The organism is Nitrospira sp. Vd2 (genome assembly GCF_979581665.1).
Map to the genome: position 1 here is coordinate 1 of NZ_CEFZSK010000040.1, position 20,763 is coordinate 20,763.

Sequence of the window (20,763 nt, forward strand, 5' to 3'; positions counted from 1 at the left end):
CCCCCGCCGCCAGCGCCGCCACCGGCCCCGGCACCAGCTCCCGCGCCGGCTCCAGCGCCTGTACCCGCACCGGCCCCTGCTCCGGCTCCGGCTCCGGCACCACCGGCGGCGCGCAGCCTTCGATAAGGTGAGGAAATGAGAATGAGGTCGACTAGGCAACGGGTGAAGACGGCACGCTTGATCATGACACCTGGAAGAAAATTCGTCGTCAGTCTCGTCGTCGCCTGCATCTTCGCAGCGATGCCCACCATCGACCACGCGTCACCTGGGCCTTCAACTCCATCGCCCTCACCGCCAAGCGCCAAGAAGTTGGTGCAGGCGTGCGGCAAGAAGCCGAACACCGAGAAGTTTCAATGCTACGAGCGGCTCTTGTTGGAGATTGTCGGATCGGGAGGGGTAGAGGCCGCAATGGACATCCTCGTGGTGACAGGCTTGATGGATACCGACGTCCAGCGCGACGGCCATGTGTACGCGCATGCGATCGGGATCGCGGCATACGAACGGTCACACGATGTCGGCGACACGTTTACCCGATGCTCCGAGTTGTTCCAATCAGGCTGCTATCACGGCGTGGTTCAGGCGTATCTGGATGAAACACTCGATCTGGCCAATGACGCCGGACAACTGGACCGCATCTGCGCCCCTTATCGGAATGACCCCGGTGGGCACTGGCTGCTCTTTCAATGCGTCCATGCGCTCGGTCATGGTCTGACCTCCTATTTCGCGCACGACTTGCCGACAGCGCTTCGCGGCTGCGATCGCCTCAGCGAGGAATGGGATCGCCACGGCTGCTACGGTGGCGCCTTCATGGAAAACGTCGTGCACGGCACGAACTCACACCATCCCACGCAGCGCCCCCATCACGACCAGGCTCGAAACCCGGCCGCGGCCTCGGATTTCGTCCCGATCAAGGCAAGCGATCCGCTCCACCCATGCTCGGTGCTCGAGGACCGGTATCTGGCTGATTGCTATCAAATGCAAACCTCGATCATGCTCTACCTGAACCATGGAGACATCGGCGCGGCGGCGAAGACGTGTGATCAAGCCCCTGAACGGATGCGGCGAGCCTGCTATCAGAGTCTCGGCCGCGATATCAGTTCCTACACCCTGCAGCAGCCGGAAGAGTCCATCCGGCTGTGCTCGCTCGGGACGCCGGAGTATCAACCGTGGTGCTATGTGGGGCTCGTGAAAAATTTTATTGACGTGACGGCAAAGGCCGAAAGCGGCCTCACCTTCTGCCCGCGGGTCCCCGGTGAGGGAAATCGACTGAAGTGTTTCGAAGCGGTCGGTGAAGAAATCTGGGCGCTCACGGCCGAGAGCACCGAGCGCGACCGGTGGTGCAGCCAGGTCAACGGCGAGGGCCGTCAAGCCTGTCGCTATGGGGCTCGGCTCACTCCGGATGCGCCGCCGGGAATCCCGGTCGCCGAACGCTGAACCTGCGCCCACAGAGGAGATCTACCATGAGTGCGCGAACGCAAGTCTCTCGATTCATCTGCAGCCTGCTGTTGCTGACGGCGTGCCTCTCTCTTCTCGCCTGTACGGCCCGCACACGGTATCTGACCGTGCGCCTCCCATCGGTGCCGCCGACCGAAGGCGAGCCGTTGCCGCTCACCGCGGCGCTCGTCCTTCCGGATGCCATTCGGACGGCGTCGGATCAAGAGCAGGTCAACTGCCCGCTCAGCACGACGAACTTCGTCTTTCAGACCGGAAGCAGTTTCGAGAAAGGCGCCGCGCAGGCTTTGTCGCGCTCCTTCAGCAAAGTGGAGGTCGTCCGCGATCGACCGAAGGTCGGGCAATACGACGTCGTCATCGAGCCCTCGGCCCCGAAGATTGATTTGGAAGGACACTGCGAACTGTTCAGCACGGAGAAGCCCACCCTCGATGCGAAAGCCAGCGTAGCCGTGCGCGTGCTCGACCGGCGCGAACAACCGCTGGTGGAAGGAACCTTTTCGTCCAGCCCGCACACCGAAGAGCGCGTGCTCGACGGCGTTGGCAAGGCGATGGTCGACATGCTGCAGGTGATGGCGCAAAGCCTCATGACGACGCCGAAGCTTCAATCCTATGCCGGGCTGCCCGTCACGGTTCCAGCCACCCCCGCGCCGGCTGCGCCCCCGACACCCGCGGCGACGGCCGCGGTCCCGGCGCTGACGCCGCCCGCAACGAGCACGCCCGCCGCTGCCGAACCGTCACCGCCCGCGCGTCCCGCCGAGCCGCCCAAGCGCATGGTGACCCCGATGCCCATGGTCCCCGCCGTCCCAGAGAACGGCCGCACGGCGTTGACCGGGGCAGGGTTTGCGGTCGGGTTTGGATATGTCGTGACGGCGTATCATCTGATCGCCGGGATGAACGCGTTGACGGTCTATCATCAGGAACAGCCGATGCCGGCGGCGCTCGTGCTTCGCGACCGGTTGAGTGACATCGCGCTGTTGAAGGTAGAGGATCCGAGCGCGGCGCAATCGTTGTCCGGATTGCGATTGGGGGAGGGGACGAAGATCAAGGTGGGCGACCGCGTCTGGGTCGCCGATCTCTCCTCGGCCAGTGTCGGCAGCGACAAACCGGTGTGGCGCGAAGGACGGGTGCGCAATCCGTCCGGCAATGCCCCAACCGATCCTCGGCTGCTCCCACTGTCGGTCAGCAATCCCATTCACCACAGCGGTGGACCCGTCCTGAACGAACAGGGCGAAGTGATCGGCCTCACGCTGTCTCCCACCGATGTCGAGCAGGTCTTTCCGAACCTCGCGCCGTTGGCCGGGGAAGGGGCGGTTGCCGTGCGGGTCCAGTATGCCAAGTGGCTGCTCTCGATGCTGCCGGAGTCGGAATTCATCCTGCCGTCCCCGGCCGTCCGATCGGTGCCGGTCTCGACCCTGATCGAGATTGCGCGGCCTCAAGTCGTAATCGTGAAAACGGCGGCGCGATAAGGGTCACGGCATGACGGCACTGTCCGGTGTGTTGGCCGCGCGGTAGGCGAGAATGAACTTCTGGACGTACTCCCGGATCGCCTCCTGAAGACGTGCCGGGTTGAACGGATTCATGAGGCCGACTGCTTCGACAGACCACGTCGGCGCAAACAGCGCGAGCGTCGGCTGACGGGTGAGCGTGACCGCTTGGTTGACGCTGACCTCCAGCAGATACGACGAGGCGACCGCCGTATGCAGCACCGCGACCCTGACGTACAGGTAGGGAAAGCCGGGCTGGGATAACCGCTCCTCCTCGCGCAACACTCTAATGCCGGCCTGCTCGAGCTGGGTTTCGACGTCTAAGCGGAGGTCGCGGCCGGGGAGATCGTCATCGTGGAGCGACTCGACCACCACCTCGACGCCCGTCACGTTACGGAGTGTTTCGCGCTTGTTTTCCCCGACAAGCCAGACCTCCGGAGCACTCTCCGCCGCCATGGGTGTCGTCTTACCCACTGTCGCGAACGCGGCAAGCGCGATGATCAAAACGGCGAGCCGGGACGACCGAAGCCAGGTGGTGAGGTGCAGAACAGAGGCGCGGAATATGTCCATCGAAGACCGGGTGGGGCGAGTATATCGTCCGCTCGGACCGCCATCAAGTGTCGGCATGACGCTTTCTACGGCATGTCCTCTTTTCCTTCTCCCTCTTCGTGCCTTACCATGCGGTATGGATCAGCGAGACGAGACGCTGCGACTCGCCCGCATGTTGGCTGACCTGCTCGATCGGCGGCTGCCGATTCCCGGGCTCCGGCTGCCGGTCGGCCTCGATCCGTTGTTGGGATTGATTCCCGGCATCGGCGATCTCCTCGCGAGCGGATTGGGCGCGATCCTGCTGGTCATGGCGGCGCAGTATCAGGTCCCGAAAATCGTCCTCGTGCGCATGAGTCTCAATACGGCGATCAACGGAATCGTGGGCACCGTCCCGGTCCTCGGCGACCTGTTTTCGTTTTGGTTCAAGAGCAATGTGCGCAATGTGGCGCTGCTGGAGCGCTATGCCAGCGTCACTCGTCGGCCGTCCACGGTGGGTGATTGGGCTTTCGTGATCGGGCTCCTCGTCGTGGTCCTCGCGGTGTTCGTGCTGGTGATAGGCGCGCTCGTCGCGCTCATCAAGGCGGTGTGGGTGCGCGTGTAGGAAACGGCCTCCCGCGCTACCGAGCAGGGGGAATGGGCTCGGGCTGAGGAGCCGGAACCGGTGACGGGGGCAGAGGCTTCGTGTCGGCCCTGGCACGGGGGCAGGAGGGATCGGCTGCGGCTGGTCCGGCGGCTGCGCCGATGTCGCCGCCGTCGTGGCGATGGCGCCGCACCAGAGCAAAACCGCCAACAGCCGCAGCGATCCGCGCCTCATGCTTACCCGGTCCGCCGGACATCGCGCATCGACTCACCCTGGACTTGCACCATGGGTTGTTCATACGCGCCGGTGGCCCCGCCGGCGCTGGACACGCCGAGCGTGACCAACGCAAGCAAGAACATCCACCAGGCGGCGGACGCGATCTGATTCACCGCCGTGTTGACGGTTTCGAGTGACTGCTGTTTCAGATTTTGCCCGGTCTGCTGAGCTGACCCAAGCAGGCCAATCGTCGAGTTCGCCACCTGTTCAGCCTGCGGCCTTGTCATTCCCAGCTTGTTGACCATGACGTTGATCGCGGCCTCCCGATCGAGTGCTCCGAGTTTGTCGCGCACCTCCTGCATCCCGGATTCGTGAAGCTTGGCGATCGATTGCCCGGTCTGTGCCTGCTCGGTGAGCCTGTCCGTATCCCGCTTGATCTCTCCCGGCTGCAGTTCCTTTTTCCCGGTCGCTTGGAGGACCGATTCGATTTGATGCTGCACATCGTCGACCGAGAGATTGATCGCACTGTTGCCTGTCATCCGGCTCACCGCCCCGCCGATGCCTTGGACCGCGGAGCCGAACGCATTGAACAGTCCGCCGATCATGAACGACAGGACCGTTGTCGTGAGCCATGCAAATGTCAGCCATGTGACGGCCCAGACAACAATGCCGTAATACACCCCGTCGGTCCGCTCGATCGCTCCACCCATTCGCGCCGCGACATAGCCGCCGGCGAACGCGGCAATTAACATCGATATCGCAGTCCAAATTCCTGTACCAAGCGGGACGCCGCTTCCCGCATTCGCCTCTCGGACGTCGATCGCCCACGCTCCGATCGCGAGCCCCAAGAGTGTCAGCATCATTTGGACAGCGATCCCGACGGCCAAGCCGGCGAAAATAGCGCCCCAGCGGAAGCGCGGGCCGCCCCATGACCATTGCTGCATTGTCCGCTCCAGTTCCATTATCGCCCTCCTTTGAGGTCCGCCCCGCGTCGTACGAGGCCTCCGTTGACCGATCTTGCCTTCGCAGAAAAATACTGCAAAGCCGACGCCAGCATGATGCGGCCGTGCTGAGCCGATCGCGTGCCAGAACGCCCAATGAGGCGAGCGAAACGCAAGCTGGAGTTCCGTTCACGAGGCTCGTCGCCGTCCCTCTTGACTGTTCTGTACGTACAGCAAGGCAAGTTGTCTACGGCGAGACAGGGCGTACTGAAGTGGCACGAGCGCGTCCACGCCTCGACGTTGCGTCAGAAGAAGGGCGTCTGTTAGGCTCGCTTACTTGCGAGCGAGCAGCGCGATGAGTGATGCCGTGCATTCACAGACACCGGCTGGCCGAACTTCACGGCGGCAATCATCGAAAGCCGGATTGCCACCCGGCACGCTCTTGCATATCGGCGAGCAAAAGGCGGCACAGACGCGCTTGAGTCTGATTCAATATACCGCCGGCGCGCTGGAGGAGCAGGAACTGAAAACCGTGGAAGACGTGGTGGCACGCCTCAGCTCAGCTCCGGCAGGGAGCATCACGTGGGTCGACATTGGCGGCATTCACGACGTCCACATCGTCGAGCAGCTCGGCGGGCATTTTCAATTGCATCCCTTGCTCCTCGAAGACGTCGTCAACGCCGAGCAGCGTCCGAAGCGCGAGGATTACGGGACGGCGCTCTACGTCGTCGTGAAAATGCTGCGTGCCGAACGTCTGCACGTCGCCGTGCATACGGAACAGGTGAGCTTCGTGCTGTGCCCGCGCGTATTGCTCTCGTTTCAGGAGAACGGCGGCGACGTCTTCGCGCCGGTGCGCGACCGACTCCGGAGCGGCAAGGGGCGGAGCCGGCAATTCGGCGTGGATTATCTCTTCTATTCCCTGCTCGATGCCATCGTGGACAACTATTTCGGCGTCCTGGAATTGCTCGGAGAACGCATCGAACATATCGAAGATCGCCTCTTGATCGAGGCAAGCCCACACACGTTGCGGGAGTTGTATCAACTCAAGCGGGAATTGTTGTACGTGCGGCGAGCCGTCTGGCCGTTGCGTGAGGTGCTCAACGGGCTCGATCGGGCGGAGATCTCGCTCATCACCGAGCCTACGCGGCTCTACCTCAGAGACGTGTACGATCATACCATCCAGGTCATTGATACGCTCGAGACCCAGCGCGAGACGGTCGCGGAAATGCTCGACATCTACTTGTCGAGCGTGAGCAATCGCATGACCGCGGTCATGAAAGTCTTGACCATCATCACGACGATCTTCATGCCGCTGTCCTTCCTGGCCTCCCTGTACGGGATGAATTTTCCCTGGATGCCCGGCCTCGATACGCCGTGGGGGTACCCGATCATCATCGGCATCATGGTGGCCATCGCGATCACCATGCTTGCAATCTTTCGAAAGAAGCGCTGGATGTAAGCGAATGCGGTGGTAGGTGATACGGGACCTTTTACGCTACTCTGCGAAATCTACCCCGGACGACTCTAGCTCTTTACCACTACTCGGCGGGCTCGATATCGAGCGCGTGAGCGAGCTCGGCGATGGTGTACACGGCTCCGGCACGGAGTCGGACGATCTCGATCCTGGCCGCCCGCAGCGTCTCCTCTACCAGACGATTGCGCAGCTGCCGTTGTGGCGATGTGTTCTCCGGGTCGTCCAGTTCGACGACTTTCGCCACCGTCAGGCTGCCGGGATGCACCAGAACAAAATCGACGCGCTTGAGTGCAATCTGCCGGAGAAAACTGCTCCGGAGATCAGGACGAGCGGCCTGCATCTCGACGAGGCACCAAAGGGGCACTTGAGCAAACAAGAGATACTCATCCTGCACCGCCAGGCGCAAGACATTGTAGAAGGCCGCTTCGCCGGGTGACATGAACGGCTGGGCGACCAGCGTCAGCCCGCGGGGCAAGAGGCTCCGGCGCGCCGCTCGACGCGCCGAGAGCTTCGTCGCGAGGATGGTGACCCACCACAGCAGCAGGACAGCGACCAACCCGCCGGCGGCCACCGCAATCGGGATCCAATTGTCGAACACGAAGGTCAGCAGCGCGTCCATGCGTGACCCGGAATGATCTTCCCGAGGAGGACGGCATGCCGGGCCCCCGTCACCGACGGAATGTTGCTGGGACGCCCGTGCCAGGTTTGATACGCCAGCAGGGCAAAGGCAATCGCTTCAAACGCCTTGCTATCCCAGCCATGCTCTTCGAGTCGTCGCACGCGTACGGGGGCAAACTCCCGAGTCAGGTGAGCCAAGAGAGTAGGATTGCGGGCACCACCACCGGCCACGACGACATCGTCCACGGATCCCGACAGCCACCGGCGCGCGTCGGCCACCGTCCGAGCGGTGAAGGCGCTCGCCGTCGCCAACAGATCTTGAGGGCGCTGCGTGCGACCAAGCCGAACCAGCTCGTCGACGAACGCTTGCCCAAAGAGTTCACGCCCGGTCGATTTCGGCGGTCGGCGCTTGAGGAATGGATGGGCCAGGAGTCGCGCAAGAAGGGTCTGATCGATGATGCCCTTGGCCGCGAGCCGTCCGTCGCGGTCCATGGTCCGCCGTCCGTCGGTGAGACGTTGCACGAGACCATCCAAGACCATGTTCGCCGGTCCCGTATCGAACGCCTGCGTCGCCTCCACTCCTTTGCCAGCCGGCAGATACGTGACGTTGCCGATGCCGCCCAAATTGACGATCAGCCGTGACCGGTGTGCGTCCCGGAGCAATGCGTAGTGCGCATACGGGGTGAGCGGGGCGCCTTCCCCGCCGGCGGCGAGGTCACGCGGCCGGAAATCGGCGATCGTCGTCACGCCGGTGCGTTCGGCGATGATGCACGGCTCGGCGATTTGCAGCGTAGAGCGGACCCGGCCGATGACGGGTTCACGTACCGGTAGCGGCAGATGATGGACCGTCTGCCCATGGGACCCGATCAAGTCCACTTGCTCCGGTTGAAGCCCAGCCCGACTGATGACCGCGAGCGCGCTCCGGGCGAACCATTCGCCAAGCACCGCGTTCAACTGACTGATGTCGGCCACCGAGCCCGTCAGCGAGGCCCGCAAGATTCGTTGCTGGAGACTGTGGGAGTAGGGAACCGTCTGAAAGGCGAGTGGGGTGAGACGAATGTCCTCTTCGACACCACGGATCCGCACGAGCGCGGCATCCACGCCATCCCCCGACGTGCCGGACATCAAGCCGACCACGGTAAGGCTCGGCCGGCTTGATCGTCCTCCGCGGGGCGTACGCATGGCGCGGCTACGCTAAACGAAGTCCCGGTGAGGGTCAAGGGACGATCGTAGGGAGGATCGGCAACGTCTCGCGTTGACTTTGAGGCGAACGCGATGCTACCGTCCCGCCCGATGCCGGTCCGCGTACTGGTGTGTTTCAGGCTCCTCTCTTTCCTCGTCTTCGTCGCTTCCGCGGCCGACGCTCATGCACAATCATCATCCCCTGGGCCTATCAAAGTCGTCGCGACCATTCCGGTGTTGAAGGATTTTGCGGAGCAGGTGGGACGGGAGCACGTAGAAGTGACGTCCCTCATGACCGGGCTTGAGAGCGAGCATACCTATTCGCCCAGGCCCAGCGATATCGTCGCAGTCCGCAAAGCGCATCTCCTCCTTGAAGTGGGGGTGGGACTCGAGGTGTGGGTCACATCATTGGTGAAGAATGCCGGCAACAGTCGGCTTCGCATCGTCACGACATCGAAAGGCATTGGGCTGGTGCGTGATCGCGACAACGAGGTGCAGGAGACCGGCGAGAGCCACCACGGCGGCAATCCGCACATCTGGTTGGACCCTGAGAATGCCAAAATCATGGTGCGCCATATCACCGAAGCGCTCACCCACGTCGATCCTCAGCACGCCGCCGAGTACCGGGACCATCAAGCCGATTACTTGCGGCAACTCGATCAAGTAGAAGGCGAGCTCCTCAGGCGCGTCAAGGCCCTGTCCGATCGTCGCCTCATCGTGTATCACCCCGCGTGGCCCTATTTTGCACGACGGTTCGGGTTCCGCGTGGTCGACGCGATCGTCCTACAATCCGGCGCCGAGCCATCGGCCCATCATCTGCAAAAGCTCATCGCTCGGATTCGCAAAGACGGGATCCGGGTCATTGTCTCGGAGCCGCAAATGAACCCCAAAATTCCCGAGATGCTGGCGCGAGAGACCCAGGCCCGGGTCGTCGTGTTAAGCGCGCTCCCAGGCGCCATCCCCGGCACCGAGACCTATCTCAACCTGCTTCGCTATAATGTTGGACAGCTGGCCGACGCGCTGCAAAGCGCCTAACGTGACGTCCTCGGTCAAGCCGTCATGATGCCTTCTCGGCGGTCACACTCTCCTTTGTCCGATTCGGGCCGTGACGCGCCTTCGCCCCGATCCGCACCGTTGCATCCGATCATTCAATTTCGACACGCATCCTTCGGCTTTCCCGGTATCGTCGCGCTGAAGGATATCTCGCTGGATATCCACGAAGGGGAGTTCATCGGCGTGATCGGGCCAAACGGCTCAGGGAAAACGACGCTCTGCAAGGCGATCCTCGGACTCATGGCGCCATTCGAAGGCCACCTGCAGATTTTCGACTGCGCGTGTGAAAGGCTGCAGTGCCACCATCGGGCCCGCATCGGCTATCTGCCTCAAAAAGGAAGCCTCGACAAAAATTTTCCGATCACCGTGCTCGAGACGGTGATGATGGGTCGCTACGGCGTGCTCGGTCTGTTCAAAAGGCCGGCCGCCCGCGACTATGAAATCGCGCGGGAGGCGCTTGCGCACGTCGGCATGGCGGATCATCAGCAGACGGCGCTCGGCCACCTGTCCGGCGGACAACAGCAGCGGGTGTTCATCGCGCGTGCGCTGGCCCAGGAGCCGCAGGTCCTGCTGCTCGATGAGCCGACGACGGGCATCGATATCGTCACGCAGCACAGCGTGCTCGACCTCATCCGTCGATTGCATCGGGAGCTCGGCCTCACGGTCGTCCTGATCACGCACGACATCAACATGATCCGCGCCCACGTCGACCGGCTCGTCCTGCTGAAGACCCGCCTCTGGGCCGCCGGGCCACCGGACGACGTGTTGAAGCCGGACATCCTCCGGCAAGTGTATGGGAAAGACGTGGTGATTACCGAAAAAGACCTCGTCATCGTCGAGGACTACCACCACCATTAGGAAGGGGTAGAAGGGGTATGGGTAAAGGGGGAACGTGACAACCAGAGGTTCCAACGCGCCGAGACATTAATTTACTTACCCATTATCTCTCTACCCCGTAGCCCATTGTTCCATGTTCGAGCTGTTGTCTTACGACTTCATGCAACGGTCCATGCTCGCGGCGGTGCTCGTCGGCGGGCTGTGTTCGGTGATGGGAGTCTTCGTGGTGCTGCGTGGGCTCGCGTTCATGGGAGCCGGGACTGCACACGCGGCCTTTGCCGGTGTCACGTTGGCGTATCTTGTCGGGCTGCCGCCATTGCCCCTCGCGGTCCTCTTTGGCTTGGGCACCGTCTGGGGCACCGGCCTCATGGAGGAGCAAGGTCGGATGAAGCTCGACGTGTCGATCGGGATTCTCTACACGGCGACGATGGCCCTGGCGATTCTCTTTCTTGGGCTGATGAAAACCTATAACGCCGAAGTCTACGGCTACCTGTTCGGGAGCGTGCTCTCGGTGACGAGCGAGGAGTTGCGGGCGATTCTCGCGCTCAGCGTCTTGGTGCTCGCGTTGATCTTTCTCTTCTCCAAGGAGTTGTATTTCATCGCGTTCGATCAGGAGATGGCCGAGGCCAGCGGAGTGCCTGCCCGTCGAATCTATTACCTGCTCCTGACGCTCATCGCATTGACCATCGTCGTATCGTTGAAAACGGTCGGAGCCATCCTCGTGTTCGCGATGGTACTCATCCCCGCCTCGACGGCCTATCAGCTCACGGACAGTTTAAGGCAGATGACAATCTACTCCGTGATCATCGGCATGGCGTGCGCGATTGTCGGCGTGTTGCTTTCGTACGTTTGGGATATCCCCACCGGCCCGGCGATCGTGCTCCTCGCCACAGCGGTGTTCTTCCTGTCGGTGTTGGCGTCGCCGAAGCGGGCTCGAAGGGTTAGGGCTTAGAACCGGCTTCAGCCCACCGATCAACATCATGAGGCCGGTTCTCGAGTAAACGACAAAATTGCTCAGCTGCCTCCTTGAACTTTTCGGCTCTTCCCATGGCTTGAGTATCCATCAGATTAACCAGGCTGCTCAAAACGGCCATCCAACAAGGCGGCAGGCGAAGGAAAACACCGCAGGCGTACCCTCTGGGGTACGTTGAGGATTTTTCGGGCCGAGAATGCGGTTGGGGACCGTTTTCAGCAGCCCTACTCCAGCTTGGCGTGTTTTTCCCGCGCCCAGACCATGCCGACCTGCTCCTTCGAGGTGAATCCGAGCTTTTCATAAAAGCCGGGGCAGCGGGTGCAGAGCCAGAAGAGCTCGACGCGCTTTAAGGCCGGGTGGTTGAGAATCTGTTGCATGATTTGCGTACCGATATCCTGCCCTTGGTAAGCTTCATCGACGATGACATCCCAAATCGACGCCCGGTACACGTAATCGGTCAGCACCCGCCCAAACCCCACCAGGCGGTCGCCCTCCCAGGCCGATATGGCAAGGTCCGTATGCATGAGCGCTTCGCGGGCGCCCGCGACCGTTCGCGCCTTCGCCCACGGGGCTTGCTGGTAGAGGCGCAGGAGTTGCGCCGGGTCGACATCCTTTCGATCAGAGAACGTGATCATGGGCTTGAGCGACGAGCCTCTCTTATATTATGTATACCGGGCTTGAGTGCAATGAGGTGGTAGCGATGACGAAGGTGCGGAGATGTCCGCGTTGCTTTCAATTGATGTGGCTCAAGGACGAGGACTTCGAATACGTCGATGACAATACGGTTCGCACGACGTGCCCTCACTGTCATGGATTAGTGCGGCTCAAACTTATTATCGAAGGCGACCGAGCCGCCGGGCCGAAAATGGGGCACTGAAACTTCAGTGATGAGCGATTTGTCTTGAGCGCTGAGATAGTACTTCCCTTGCTTACAATCCTCGACCGGCCCCTTCGAGTTCCGGCTGATTGCCCGGCATAATCTTGTGGAGTGACGTTCGGTATTCCGCGATCCGCTTGAGTTCCTGAGGCGTGATCGTGATCTCCCGGTCTCGCTGCATCGTCTCGAGTTGATCGAGCACGGCCAACAGCGGCTGGATCGCGCTGAAGAGCTTTCCCGCCTCGAACGCTTCCAGTGAATCCAGGAAGTGTTCGTTCAATCGGCGATAGACGGACTTGCCGCTTTGATCGCGAAACCGCGAGACGGTCTTATCATAGACGTCGACGGCTTCGGGCGTCGGGCGAAGCCCGCCTGGGACCGCTTTTAGATGGACGACGGCGGGAAGCTTCTCGGCATAGGCCTTCAACGACGAGACCAGGCTTCCGACGATATCAAGGAATTCGCTGCAGGTCATGCCGACTTGTGGCTGAGACATAGCGTGAGCCCGATGTTCTGTCAAGCCTGCGTGGCACGGCGCAATGTGCCGATGACGGCTTCAATATCGGCCGGCAGTGAGGTGACAAAGTCCATCGGCCGCCCGGTGCTCGGGTGGACAAACGCAAGGCGCTTGGCATGCAGCATGACGCGAGGGATCGAGACCCCGTCGAGGGCCGCCACCTTTCGGCCGCCATAGGTGACATCTCCAAGCAAGGGATGGCCAAGCGCAGTCAGGTGCACACGTAATTGATGGGTGCGGCCCGTCCTCGGGATCAGCTCAACGTGCGCGGCAAGCTTCCCAAACCGTTCCTTGACGACATAGCTCGTCACCGACGCCTTGGGCCGTGCCGTTCTCGCAGAAAACTTCTTCCGTTCCTTGGTGTCGCGCCCGATCGCGAGCTCAATGCGTCCCTCGCGCCGCACCGGTGAACCCCAGGTCAACGCTTCGTACGTGCGGCCGATCGTATGGTGCTTGAATTGCGCAGCCAGTGCCCGATGTGCCTGATCCGTCTTCGCGATGACCATCACCCCCGACGTGTCCTTATCAAGCCGATGAACGAGTCCGGGGCGCTCCTTGCCTCCGATCGTCGGCAGCACCCCACCACCTTCGAAATGATGCAGCAGGGCATTGACGAGTGTCCCGGACCAGTGCCCCGGCGCGGGGTGTACGACGAGGCCCGGTTGTTTGTTGAGGACGAGCAACGCCTCGTCCTCAAACAGCACGTCGAGTTCGATAGCTTCTGGTTTCAGCTCGATCGGCTCCGGCCGTGGAATCGTCAATACGATTCGGTCGGCAGCTCGAATCTTGTAGCTCGGCTTGATGGTCAGGCCGTTCACCGTGATCCGTCTCTCCTCAATGAAGCGCTGCAGCGCGGATCGTGAGAACGACGGGTCACGGTTGGCTAGGAACACGTCCAGGCGTTTGGGCGCTTCGCCCTGGCTCACGACGATTTCAGCAAAAGAAGTCCCGGCACTTGAAATGCCCGTATTTGTCACCTTGCTTGCGTGGTGCATCTGAACCGGGGAGTGGTGCATTCGAACCAATGGAATTCGTCTGTGTGTTTATTCGGTTTCACGCTACCGCAGAAGTGCATACGCTTTCAATGCTTCCGGCTCACCGGTTCGCGGCCTGCCGCTTGCAGTACGCCCCACCCAGGTGCATATCGCACCTCACAAGAAGGAGGTTGCCATGGCGTGGTTGATGAGCGATCGATCGGTTGAAGGTCGTGTCTTGGTAGTCGACGACGAGGAACAAATCCGAAAAGTAGTCGGCACGACGTTGAGGAAGGCCGGCTACGACGTTGAGGAGGCGGAGGACGGAGGCAAGGCGATCGAGGTTCTCAATACCGGCGCGAATCCAATGATGGTGGACTGCATCATCTGCGACATTCGTATGCCGCGCATCAACGGGACGGAAGCCATCAAGTATTTCCGTAGCCAATATCCCTCCGTCCCGATCATTGTCCTCACCGCCTACCCGGACTTTCAACTCGCGACCTCTTTCTTGAAAGAGGGCGTCTCGGACTATTTGGTCAAGCCTGTGGATCGCGAGAAGCTGTTGGCGGCCGTCAAGACCGCGATGGAGAAGCGGACGCTATTCGCGTCATGACGAACCGCGGACTGGATTCGGCGACGAGCGCTCCGCGCCCCGTCGAGAGTGGTCCCTCGGTGAAGGTCATCATTCTCGGCGGCGGCAAGGGGGGGACCGCGCTCCTCGAGCTGTTGACGCGGAGCGCCGGGGTCGAGGTGACCGGCATCGCGGACATCAATCCGGACGCTCCAGGTTTACGCCTCGCCCGACGCTTGTGTGTGCCCACCTCCTCGTGCGCGGCTGATCTGATCGCTCGGGACGGGGCGGATCTTGTGGTCGACGTCACGGGCGATCCTTCTCTGCCCTCTCAGTTGTCTGCAGTCCTGCCCTCCCATATGGAATGGTTGGGCGGGACTGCGGCCCGTCTCGTCTGGCTCCTGATCCAGCAGCAGCACGACTTGCGCGCGCAGCTCATCCATGCCGACAAACTCGCCACCATCGGTACCTTTGCAGCGCAGATCGCCCACGACCTGAAGAACCCCTTGTACTGCATTCGCGAGTTTGCCCGGTTTATCGAAGAAGAGCAGGATCCGGAGCAGATCAAGGAATACTCGCAAGAGATTCAAAAGGCTGATCGGTATCTCGCGTCGATTCTCGATGTCCTGACCGGATATACACGACGGTTGGAGAACGAGGAGCAAACCGTTTCGCTTGCGGACCTTCTTGATCAGGCACTCACATTTTCACGATATGCCTCCCCGTGCACCGACCTTGAAGTGGTTCGTCAGTACGGTTCCGTTCCGTCTTACCGCGCCCAGGGAAGTGAGCTGCTGCAGATCTTTGTGAACCTCCTGACCAATGCCATTCAAGCAATGGAGGGACGCGGGCGGTTGACGATTGGGCTGGCCACGGTGTTGGACGACGTCGAAATCTCTATTCAGGATACCGGTCCCGGAATCCGCCCGGAGCACCGCGCACAATTGTTTACGCCTTTTTTCACCACTAAACCGCTTGGCACCGGGACGGGGCTTGGCCTGTCGATCGTTCGGACGCTGGTTGCGAAGTATGGCGGCACGATCGATGTCGAGAGCGAACTCGGGCACGGTGCGACCTTCCGCATCCGATTGCCGGTCGCACTCGCGCGGATTGATTCCGAGGGGCGGCAGGCAGAGAGGACGTCGTCGGCCCTACACGGGCCGGCAGCTTAAAGCACCTTTAGGCGCCGCTCGGCCGCCGCGCCAGGGTCAGTGCGGCAGCGGGCTCGGATACTTGGATCTTGACGCGTCGGACGAGTTCCAAGCCAGCCAGTATCAGGATTCCTCCGGTGACGTGTGTGAGAAGGATCGGTTCCCCCAGGCAGACATGTGCCGCCACGATTGTGCAAACCGGCACCAGATTGTGATAGCCCGCCACAGTCCCAGGGGCCAACGCTTGGAGGGATAAGGAGCGGAGCACGAAGACGGCTGCCGTCGCGCAACCAATGTAGACGACGGCGAGTAGGATCGGCAGCGGGCAGTCGAGGACCGGCATGGCTCTATCCGACAATGTGAGCGCGACGAGAACCAGTGCGCCCGATCCAAACATGACGGTATTCGCCGCCATCGCTCCATAGCGCTTGGCAATATGGCCGCCCACGGCGAGATGTGCGGCCATCATGACGGTGAACAGAAAGACCAACCCATCGCCGAGACCGAAATCACCTGCGCTACCGAAGAGGTCGCGGGAGATCGCGATCAAGCAGCCGAGGAGCGAGATACCGATACCGGCCGCTTTTGTGACGGTAATATCCTCTTTTCTCAGTACGAAGGCGAACAGTGTGGTTAAGGCAGGGATCAAGCTATAGATGAACGTATAGTGGGTGACGGTCGTCTTCATCAATCCCCAAGCGGCAATTCCATAGGAAGCGACGCCCACCACGCCGAGCAACGACAATTTGGTCAGGTCGGCGCGCGCGAGCCCGATGAGGCCTCGCACATCGCTGAGCGCGGTGATACCCAGCAACAACACAAAGGCTATCAGCACACGGAAGGATGCGAACATGACCGGCTCGACACTCCAGTGGCTGAAGACGTATTTATATTTAATTGTCGGAGTAACGGTGCTGAGCAGGACGACCGCGAGCAGCACGTACAGAAGCGCTCTCACGTTGTGAGGGTGACTACTATGCAGTTCCACACGTGCCTCTCGGCCGTCAGAAGCCGGTGAGTGTCAAGGCGAGGATCTGTTCGATGAACTGGGACAGGTCCTGCTGGTCTCGTTCCCCTATGGCGGTGATCGCGCCGCCAAAGCGTGGATATTCGGCATGCCGGACCGTCAGCACACACTGGATGCGCCGGGCATCCGTCAACTGAAAGTCGATGCCGACGGTGGCCCCCGGGTCGACCGTGAGCGAAGACTCGACGTGAAGGCCCTGTTCGGTAATATCGATAATCTGGCAGTTGGCTTCTACAGAGCCGCTCCGGAGTCGGCCGGCTCGACGGAGGGGAATTCGGAAGAGTTGTCGCTGCTGCGCCATGGCTGCCGGAAGGGTTTCGTCAATGAAGCACGATCAATGCCATATTGGACGCCGAACTGCTTCAACAATCAAGAGGCGAAAGAACAGAAGCTTATCGGCCCGCAACCGAGGCGGGTGGAGCAAATGGCTGTCAAAATTTTGGAACGACGGGCCGGAATACGGCCCTGCGTTGCCCGCCGTTAGGGAAAGGGCGGCTTATTTGTGTATGTCGAGCAGGACGAACTCGACGGGAACGGGCACGTGGTAGCCAGTGTCGTCTTCGAGGATCTTCAAGGCCTTCTTGCCGTCCAGTCGTGTGATGCCCCAAAAGGAAAAATCTGATTTCACCCGCAGGCCCTTCAGGGCTTCGTTCGCCTTGGTGCCCTCAACCGTAAAGACTCGGAAGCCGGAGGCCACCACCCGGTGGCGATCGAGAATGTCGACAAGGGCCACATAGCCGTCTTCCGTCTTCACCGGCTTCGCGCGTAGCACCGCTTTCAGATGGAAATAGGTGGGGAGGGAGCCGTTGCTTTCGATCAGCACATACGGCGTTCCATCGTCGGCCTCGTATTCTTCGATGGTCGCCTTTCGTTTCAGCACCCGATTGAGAGCGGCGGTGCTGTAGGTCGTGAAATCGACCCATTCCATGGCCCGCACACTGTCCGAGAAATTCCGGGAACCGGCATGAAGCACCGGATGGATCTCGACGGCATGTTTCGGATTGGCGGTCTCGTAGGGAATCGGCTCCTGCTCTTCCGAGTGAATATCGTCCTTGCCGCCGGCGTGCTCAAACCAAATGCGAAACACCCCATTAATCGCGACATCGCCGTCTTGGCTCAGGGTCTTGATGTCCTTTGCGTCGAGGCGCGATGAGCACGCGTTGATGAATTCCGCGACCAGCGGAATCTTCAGTTCACTGGTGCGGACGGCGGTTCGGAGTTCGCAGTCGCCTTTTTCCGGGATCGCCTCTACCTCATCGAAGCGACCGGTCACATTAATCAGCGCGCGATCCGATTGCTGAAGGAGGATGTCCTTCCGAATGCGGAGTTGTGCGGCATCGACCGAGGAATCGGACAGCAAGAGCGTCGCACTGACGAGAATCAGGTAGAGCGGCAGCACCACGCTTACTGAAACGAGAGCAGACCGACGAGGAAGAGCAGGGTGAGACGAAGGACGGCAACCGGGACCGTGGACCACAAAAGCTCCCACGTACGGCGTGAACCCTATCTGTGCCGTGCGCGCTCGGCGATCTTCTTGCGGAGCCGGGCTTTTTCCAAACTGACTCGAGCGGCTTCCAGTTCAGAGGGAAGCCCGCCCATCTCGAGGCGCCGCTCGGCCGCTTCAACGGCGGCCTGGGCACGATCCACGTCGATATCCTCGGCCTTTTCCGCTATTTCAGCCAGGATCGTCACCTTGGTGGGTGTGACTTCTGCAAAGCCCCACAGCACAGACATGTAGGAGGTGACATCGCCAACGCGGTAGCGCAACTCGCCGACCTTCAGTGTGGAGAGAAAATGCGCATGGCCCGGCAACACGCCGAATTCGCCTTCGACACCGGGAGCAATCACCTCTTCGACCTGCTGGCTCAACAGCAGTTTCTCCGGCGTCACGACTTCGAGTAAGAGCGATCCGGCCATCGACTAGCCTCGCTTGTAGCCCAACTTTTCAGCCTTCGCGATCACTTCTTCAATCGTCCCGACCATGTAGAACGCCTGCTCGGGCAGGTCGTCGTACTTGCCGTCGACGATCTCCTTGAAGCTACGCACGGTGTCCTTGAGCTTCACGTACTTACCCGGCGAACCGGTGAACGCCTCGGCCACGTGGAACGGCTGCGACAGGAAGCGTTGAATTTTCCGCGCTCGCGCCACGACCATTTTGTCGTCTTCCGAGAGTTCGTCCATGCCCAGGATCGCGATGATGTCCTGCAGATCCTTGTAGCGCTGGAGGATGGATTGTACGGAGCGGGCCACGGTGTAATGCTCTTCCCCGATGATTTGCGGGTCCAAGATACGGGATGTGGAATCGAGAGGGTCGACAGCCGGATAGATGCCGAGCTCGGCGAGCGACCGCGACAGCACGGTCGTCGCGTCAAGGTGCGCGAACGCGGTAGCGGGCGCCGGATCGGTCAAGTCGTCCGCCGGGACGTAAATGGCTTGCACCGAGGTGATCGACCCTTTCTTCGTCGAGGTGATCCGCTCCTGCAACGCGCCCATTTCGGTACCCAGCGTCGGTTGGTAACCGACGGCGGACGGCATGCGGCCGAGAAGGGCGGATACCTCGGAACCGGCTTGGGTGAACCGGAAGATATTATCGATGAACAGCAGCACGTCCTGGTGTTCTTCGTCGCGAAAGTATTCGGCGATGGTCAAGCCCGTCAGACCGATTCGAAGGCGGGCTCCGGGCGGCTCGTTCATCTGACCGTAGGCCAACGCGGCCTTGGACTTCGTGAAGTCCTCCGGATCGATGACCTTCGACTCCTGCATTTCATGCCAAAGGTCGTTGCCTTCACGAGTGCGCTCGCCGACGCCCGCGAACACGGAAAACCCGCCATGGTGGAGCGCGATGTTGTTGATCAGCTCCATGATGATGACGGTCTTGCCGACGCCGGCGCCGCCGAACAAGCCGACCTTTCCACCTTTGGAATACGGCTCCAGCAAATCGACGACCTTGATGCCGGTTTCAAGCACCTCGGTCCTTGTCTCTTGTTCGTCGAGGGGCGGAGCCGGGCGGTGAATCGGGTAGGTCTTCTTCGCGCGAATCGGCCCCTTGCCGTCCACCGGCTCTCCCAGGACGTTGATTAAACGCCCCAACGTCTCACGTCCGACGGGCACTGAGATCGGCGATCCGGTATCCTGAACTTCCATCCCACGGACCACACCGTCGGTGGAGGACATCGCCACGCCACGAACGCGGTTCTCCCCGAGGTGCTGGGCGACTTCCAGCGTCAGCCGAATTTCCGGCCGTCCCGTCTGCTTGTCTTCCGGCTGTTCGATGCGAAGCGCGTTATAGATGTTGGGAAGTTGACCGGGCGGAAACTCGGCGTCGATGACGGGGCCGATGACTTGAATGACTTTCCCTGTGCTCATGTCGCTCCTTCTCTGCTGAGGCGCCCACCGGTATCGCGGGTTACTTGAGCGCTTCGGCGCCGCCGACGATGTCCATCAATTCCTTGGTAATCGCCGCCTGGCGCGTCTTGTTGTAGTACAGATTGATCCGCTTGATCAGCTCGCCGGCATTCCGCGTGGCGCCATCCATCGCGGCCATCCGAGCGCCATGTTCAGCGGCTGAGGATTCGAGCAGCACACGGGAGGCTTGGGTCTCGAAGTGCTTCGGGAGCAGCGCGGCCAAGAGTTGATCCTCATCTGGCTCATACAAATAACTGCCACCCATGCGTTCGGTGCCGGTCGGCTCATCAATGGAGTCGATCGGGAAGAACTGTTCGACGATCACCCGTTGCTGAATGGCCGATTTGAACTCGTTGTAGATGACGTACAGCTCGTCGAAGGTCCCTTGGGTGTAGTGCTGAATGAGATCTTGGCCGATGTCGATGCCGTGCTCGTACGTCAGCCGGTCGAAGACGCCGACCCATTGTTGGCGAACCGGCCAAGGGCGCCGCCGAAAGAAGTCGCGCCCCTTGCGGCCGACGATGCTTACTGTGATCGCCCCACCACGAGCCTCGGACTGATGGATGAACTCCAGCGCCTTGCGGATGATGTTGGCATTGAACGCGCCGCACAAGCCACGATCGCTGGTCACGACGAGGACTTCGATCCGTTTCCCCGTGCGCTTCTGGAGCAGCGGATGGGCGGCGCGATTGACGCGGCGGCTGAGGTTGGCAATGACATCGCGCACGCGATGACCATACGGCCGCGCGGCGAGGATGCGGTCTTGTGCCCGCTTCAGTTTCGCGGCGGCCACCATTTTCATGGCCTTCGTGATCTTCTGCGTGTTCTTGACCGCAGCGATCTTTCGTCGAAGACTTTGCAGACTCGGCATAGGATTCG

General features: G+C 61.1%; 23 protein-coding genes. 10 read left to right on the forward strand and 13 right to left on the reverse strand.

Going from position 1 to position 20,763, the window contains the following annotated elements; translation table 11 throughout:
* The first annotated feature begins 141 nt into the window (after positions 1-141).
* Both AC1U7K_RS16650 and AC1U7K_RS16655 read left to right on the forward strand, forming a co-directional pair.
* Complete coding sequence (locus AC1U7K_RS16650) at positions 142-1,434, forward strand: hypothetical protein (protein ID WP_480252780.1); 1,293 nt, start codon at positions 142-144, stop codon at positions 1,432-1,434.
* Positions 1,435-1,460: 26 nt separating this feature from the next.
* Positions 1,461-2,918 carry a S1 family peptidase gene (locus tag AC1U7K_RS16655; protein WP_480252781.1) on the forward strand — a complete coding sequence of 486 codons (1,458 nt, stop codon included), beginning with the start codon at positions 1,461-1,463 and terminating at the stop codon, positions 2,916-2,918.
* A 3-nt stretch (positions 2,919-2,921) separates the two neighbouring features.
* On the opposite strand, the gene AC1U7K_RS16660 is transcribed toward AC1U7K_RS16655, so the two are convergent.
* A complete protein-coding gene (locus AC1U7K_RS16660) occupies positions 2,922-3,563 on the reverse strand; it encodes a hypothetical protein (protein WP_480252783.1) in 642 nt (213 codons plus the stop codon).
* A gap of 58 nt (positions 3,564-3,621) precedes the next feature.
* On the opposite strand from AC1U7K_RS16660, the gene AC1U7K_RS16665 reads away from it, so the two are divergent.
* A complete protein-coding gene (locus AC1U7K_RS16665) occupies positions 3,622-4,086 on the forward strand; it encodes a DUF4112 domain-containing protein (RefSeq protein WP_480252785.1) in 465 nt (154 codons plus the stop codon).
* A gap of 215 nt (positions 4,087-4,301) precedes the next feature.
* Here the strand turns inward: AC1U7K_RS16665 and AC1U7K_RS16670 are convergent, their stop codons facing one another.
* Positions 4,302-5,243, reverse strand: a complete 942-nt coding sequence (locus tag AC1U7K_RS16670; protein WP_480252786.1) for a hypothetical protein — start codon at positions 5,241-5,243, stop codon at positions 4,302-4,304.
* A 334-nt stretch (positions 5,244-5,577) separates the two neighbouring features.
* On the opposite strand from AC1U7K_RS16670, the gene corA reads away from it, so the two are divergent.
* Positions 5,578-6,681 carry a magnesium/cobalt transporter CorA gene (gene corA, locus AC1U7K_RS16675; protein WP_480252787.1) on the forward strand — a complete coding sequence of 368 codons (1,104 nt, stop codon included), beginning with the start codon at positions 5,578-5,580 and terminating at the stop codon, positions 6,679-6,681.
* Between the two features lie 79 nt (positions 6,682-6,760).
* Here the strand turns inward: corA and AC1U7K_RS16680 are convergent, their stop codons facing one another.
* Together AC1U7K_RS16680 and AC1U7K_RS16685 are read right to left on the reverse strand one after the other, a co-directional pair.
* Positions 6,761-7,315: a DUF2726 domain-containing protein gene (locus AC1U7K_RS16680; protein ID WP_480252789.1), complete on the reverse strand. Its 555-nt coding sequence runs from the start codon at positions 7,313-7,315 to the stop codon at positions 6,761-6,763.
* A complete protein-coding gene (locus AC1U7K_RS16685; RefSeq protein WP_480252791.1) occupies positions 7,300-8,496 on the reverse strand; it encodes an anhydro-N-acetylmuramic acid kinase in 1,197 nt (398 codons plus the stop codon). The genes AC1U7K_RS16680 and AC1U7K_RS16685 overlap by 16 nt, the downstream gene beginning before the upstream one ends.
* A gap of 93 nt (positions 8,497-8,589) precedes the next feature.
* On the opposite strand from AC1U7K_RS16685, the gene AC1U7K_RS16690 reads away from it, so the two are divergent.
* The 3 genes from AC1U7K_RS16690 (at position 8,590) to AC1U7K_RS16700 (ending at position 11,338) form a co-directional block, all read left to right on the forward strand.
* The gene (locus AC1U7K_RS16690) at positions 8,590-9,531 is read left to right on the forward strand and encodes a metal ABC transporter substrate-binding protein (RefSeq protein WP_480252792.1); all 942 of its coding nucleotides are present in this window, start codon (positions 8,590-8,592) and stop codon (positions 9,529-9,531) included.
* Between the two features lie 99 nt (positions 9,532-9,630).
* Entirely contained in the window at positions 9,631-10,407 is a 777-nt protein-coding gene (locus tag AC1U7K_RS16695) for a metal ABC transporter ATP-binding protein (protein WP_480252793.1), read from the forward strand.
* Between the two features lie 139 nt (positions 10,408-10,546).
* Positions 10,547-11,338 (forward strand): metal ABC transporter permease, encoded by a 792-nt coding sequence (locus AC1U7K_RS16700; protein ID WP_480252796.1) that lies wholly within the window; start codon positions 10,547-10,549, stop codon positions 11,336-11,338.
* A gap of 245 nt (positions 11,339-11,583) precedes the next feature.
* Here AC1U7K_RS16700 and AC1U7K_RS16705 read toward each other — a convergent pair whose 3' ends face one another.
* Positions 11,584-11,994 carry a GNAT family N-acetyltransferase gene (locus tag AC1U7K_RS16705; RefSeq protein WP_480252797.1) on the reverse strand — a complete coding sequence of 137 codons (411 nt, stop codon included), beginning with the start codon at positions 11,992-11,994 and terminating at the stop codon, positions 11,584-11,586.
* A 65-nt stretch (positions 11,995-12,059) separates the two neighbouring features.
* On the opposite strand from AC1U7K_RS16705, the gene AC1U7K_RS16710 reads away from it, so the two are divergent.
* Entirely contained in the window at positions 12,060-12,236 is a 177-nt protein-coding gene (locus AC1U7K_RS16710) for a hypothetical protein (RefSeq protein WP_480252799.1), read from the forward strand.
* A 52-nt stretch (positions 12,237-12,288) separates the two neighbouring features.
* Here the strand turns inward: AC1U7K_RS16710 and AC1U7K_RS16715 are convergent, their stop codons facing one another.
* Entirely contained in the window at positions 12,289-12,711 is a 423-nt protein-coding gene (locus AC1U7K_RS16715) for a hypothetical protein (protein WP_480252801.1), read from the reverse strand.
* Positions 12,712-12,752: 41 nt separating this feature from the next.
* On the reverse strand, positions 12,753-13,679 hold the full coding sequence (locus AC1U7K_RS16720; protein WP_480252802.1) for an RluA family pseudouridine synthase: 927 nt from the start codon (positions 13,677-13,679) through the stop codon (positions 12,753-12,755).
* Between the two features lie 244 nt (positions 13,680-13,923).
* Between AC1U7K_RS16720 and AC1U7K_RS16725 the strand changes: the two genes are divergently transcribed.
* Positions 13,924-14,343 (forward strand): response regulator, encoded by a 420-nt coding sequence (locus tag AC1U7K_RS16725; protein ID WP_480252803.1) that lies wholly within the window; start codon positions 13,924-13,926, stop codon positions 14,341-14,343.
* Positions 14,340-15,473, forward strand: a complete 1,134-nt coding sequence (locus AC1U7K_RS16730) for a sensor histidine kinase (protein ID WP_480252804.1) — start codon at positions 14,340-14,342, stop codon at positions 15,471-15,473. Before AC1U7K_RS16725 ends, AC1U7K_RS16730 begins: the two co-directional genes overlap by 4 nt.
* Before the next feature lie 7 nt (positions 15,474-15,480).
* Here the strand turns inward: AC1U7K_RS16730 and AC1U7K_RS16735 are convergent, their stop codons facing one another.
* The 6 genes from AC1U7K_RS16735 to atpG form a co-directional block, all read right to left on the reverse strand.
* Complete coding sequence (locus tag AC1U7K_RS16735) at positions 15,481-16,410, reverse strand: DMT family transporter (RefSeq protein ID WP_480252806.1); 930 nt, start codon at positions 16,408-16,410, stop codon at positions 15,481-15,483.
* A gap of 46 nt (positions 16,411-16,456) precedes the next feature.
* The gene (locus AC1U7K_RS16740) at positions 16,457-16,780 is read right to left on the reverse strand and encodes a PilZ domain-containing protein (protein WP_480252807.1); all 324 of its coding nucleotides are present in this window, start codon (positions 16,778-16,780) and stop codon (positions 16,457-16,459) included.
* A gap of 195 nt (positions 16,781-16,975) precedes the next feature.
* The gene (locus AC1U7K_RS16745) at positions 16,976-17,881 is read right to left on the reverse strand and encodes a hypothetical protein (RefSeq protein WP_480252808.1); all 906 of its coding nucleotides are present in this window, start codon (positions 17,879-17,881) and stop codon (positions 16,976-16,978) included.
* 101 nt (positions 17,882-17,982) lie between these two features.
* Positions 17,983-18,396 (reverse strand): F0F1 ATP synthase subunit epsilon, encoded by a 414-nt coding sequence (locus AC1U7K_RS16750; RefSeq protein WP_480252809.1) that lies wholly within the window; start codon positions 18,394-18,396, stop codon positions 17,983-17,985.
* A 3-nt stretch (positions 18,397-18,399) separates the two neighbouring features.
* Complete coding sequence (gene atpD, locus AC1U7K_RS16755) at positions 18,400-19,845, reverse strand: F0F1 ATP synthase subunit beta (protein WP_480252811.1); 1,446 nt, start codon at positions 19,843-19,845, stop codon at positions 18,400-18,402.
* 40 nt (positions 19,846-19,885) lie between these two features.
* Entirely contained in the window at positions 19,886-20,755 is an 870-nt protein-coding gene (gene atpG, locus AC1U7K_RS16760; RefSeq protein WP_480252812.1) for an ATP synthase F1 subunit gamma, read from the reverse strand.
* Positions 20,756-20,763 lie beyond the last annotated feature (8 nt).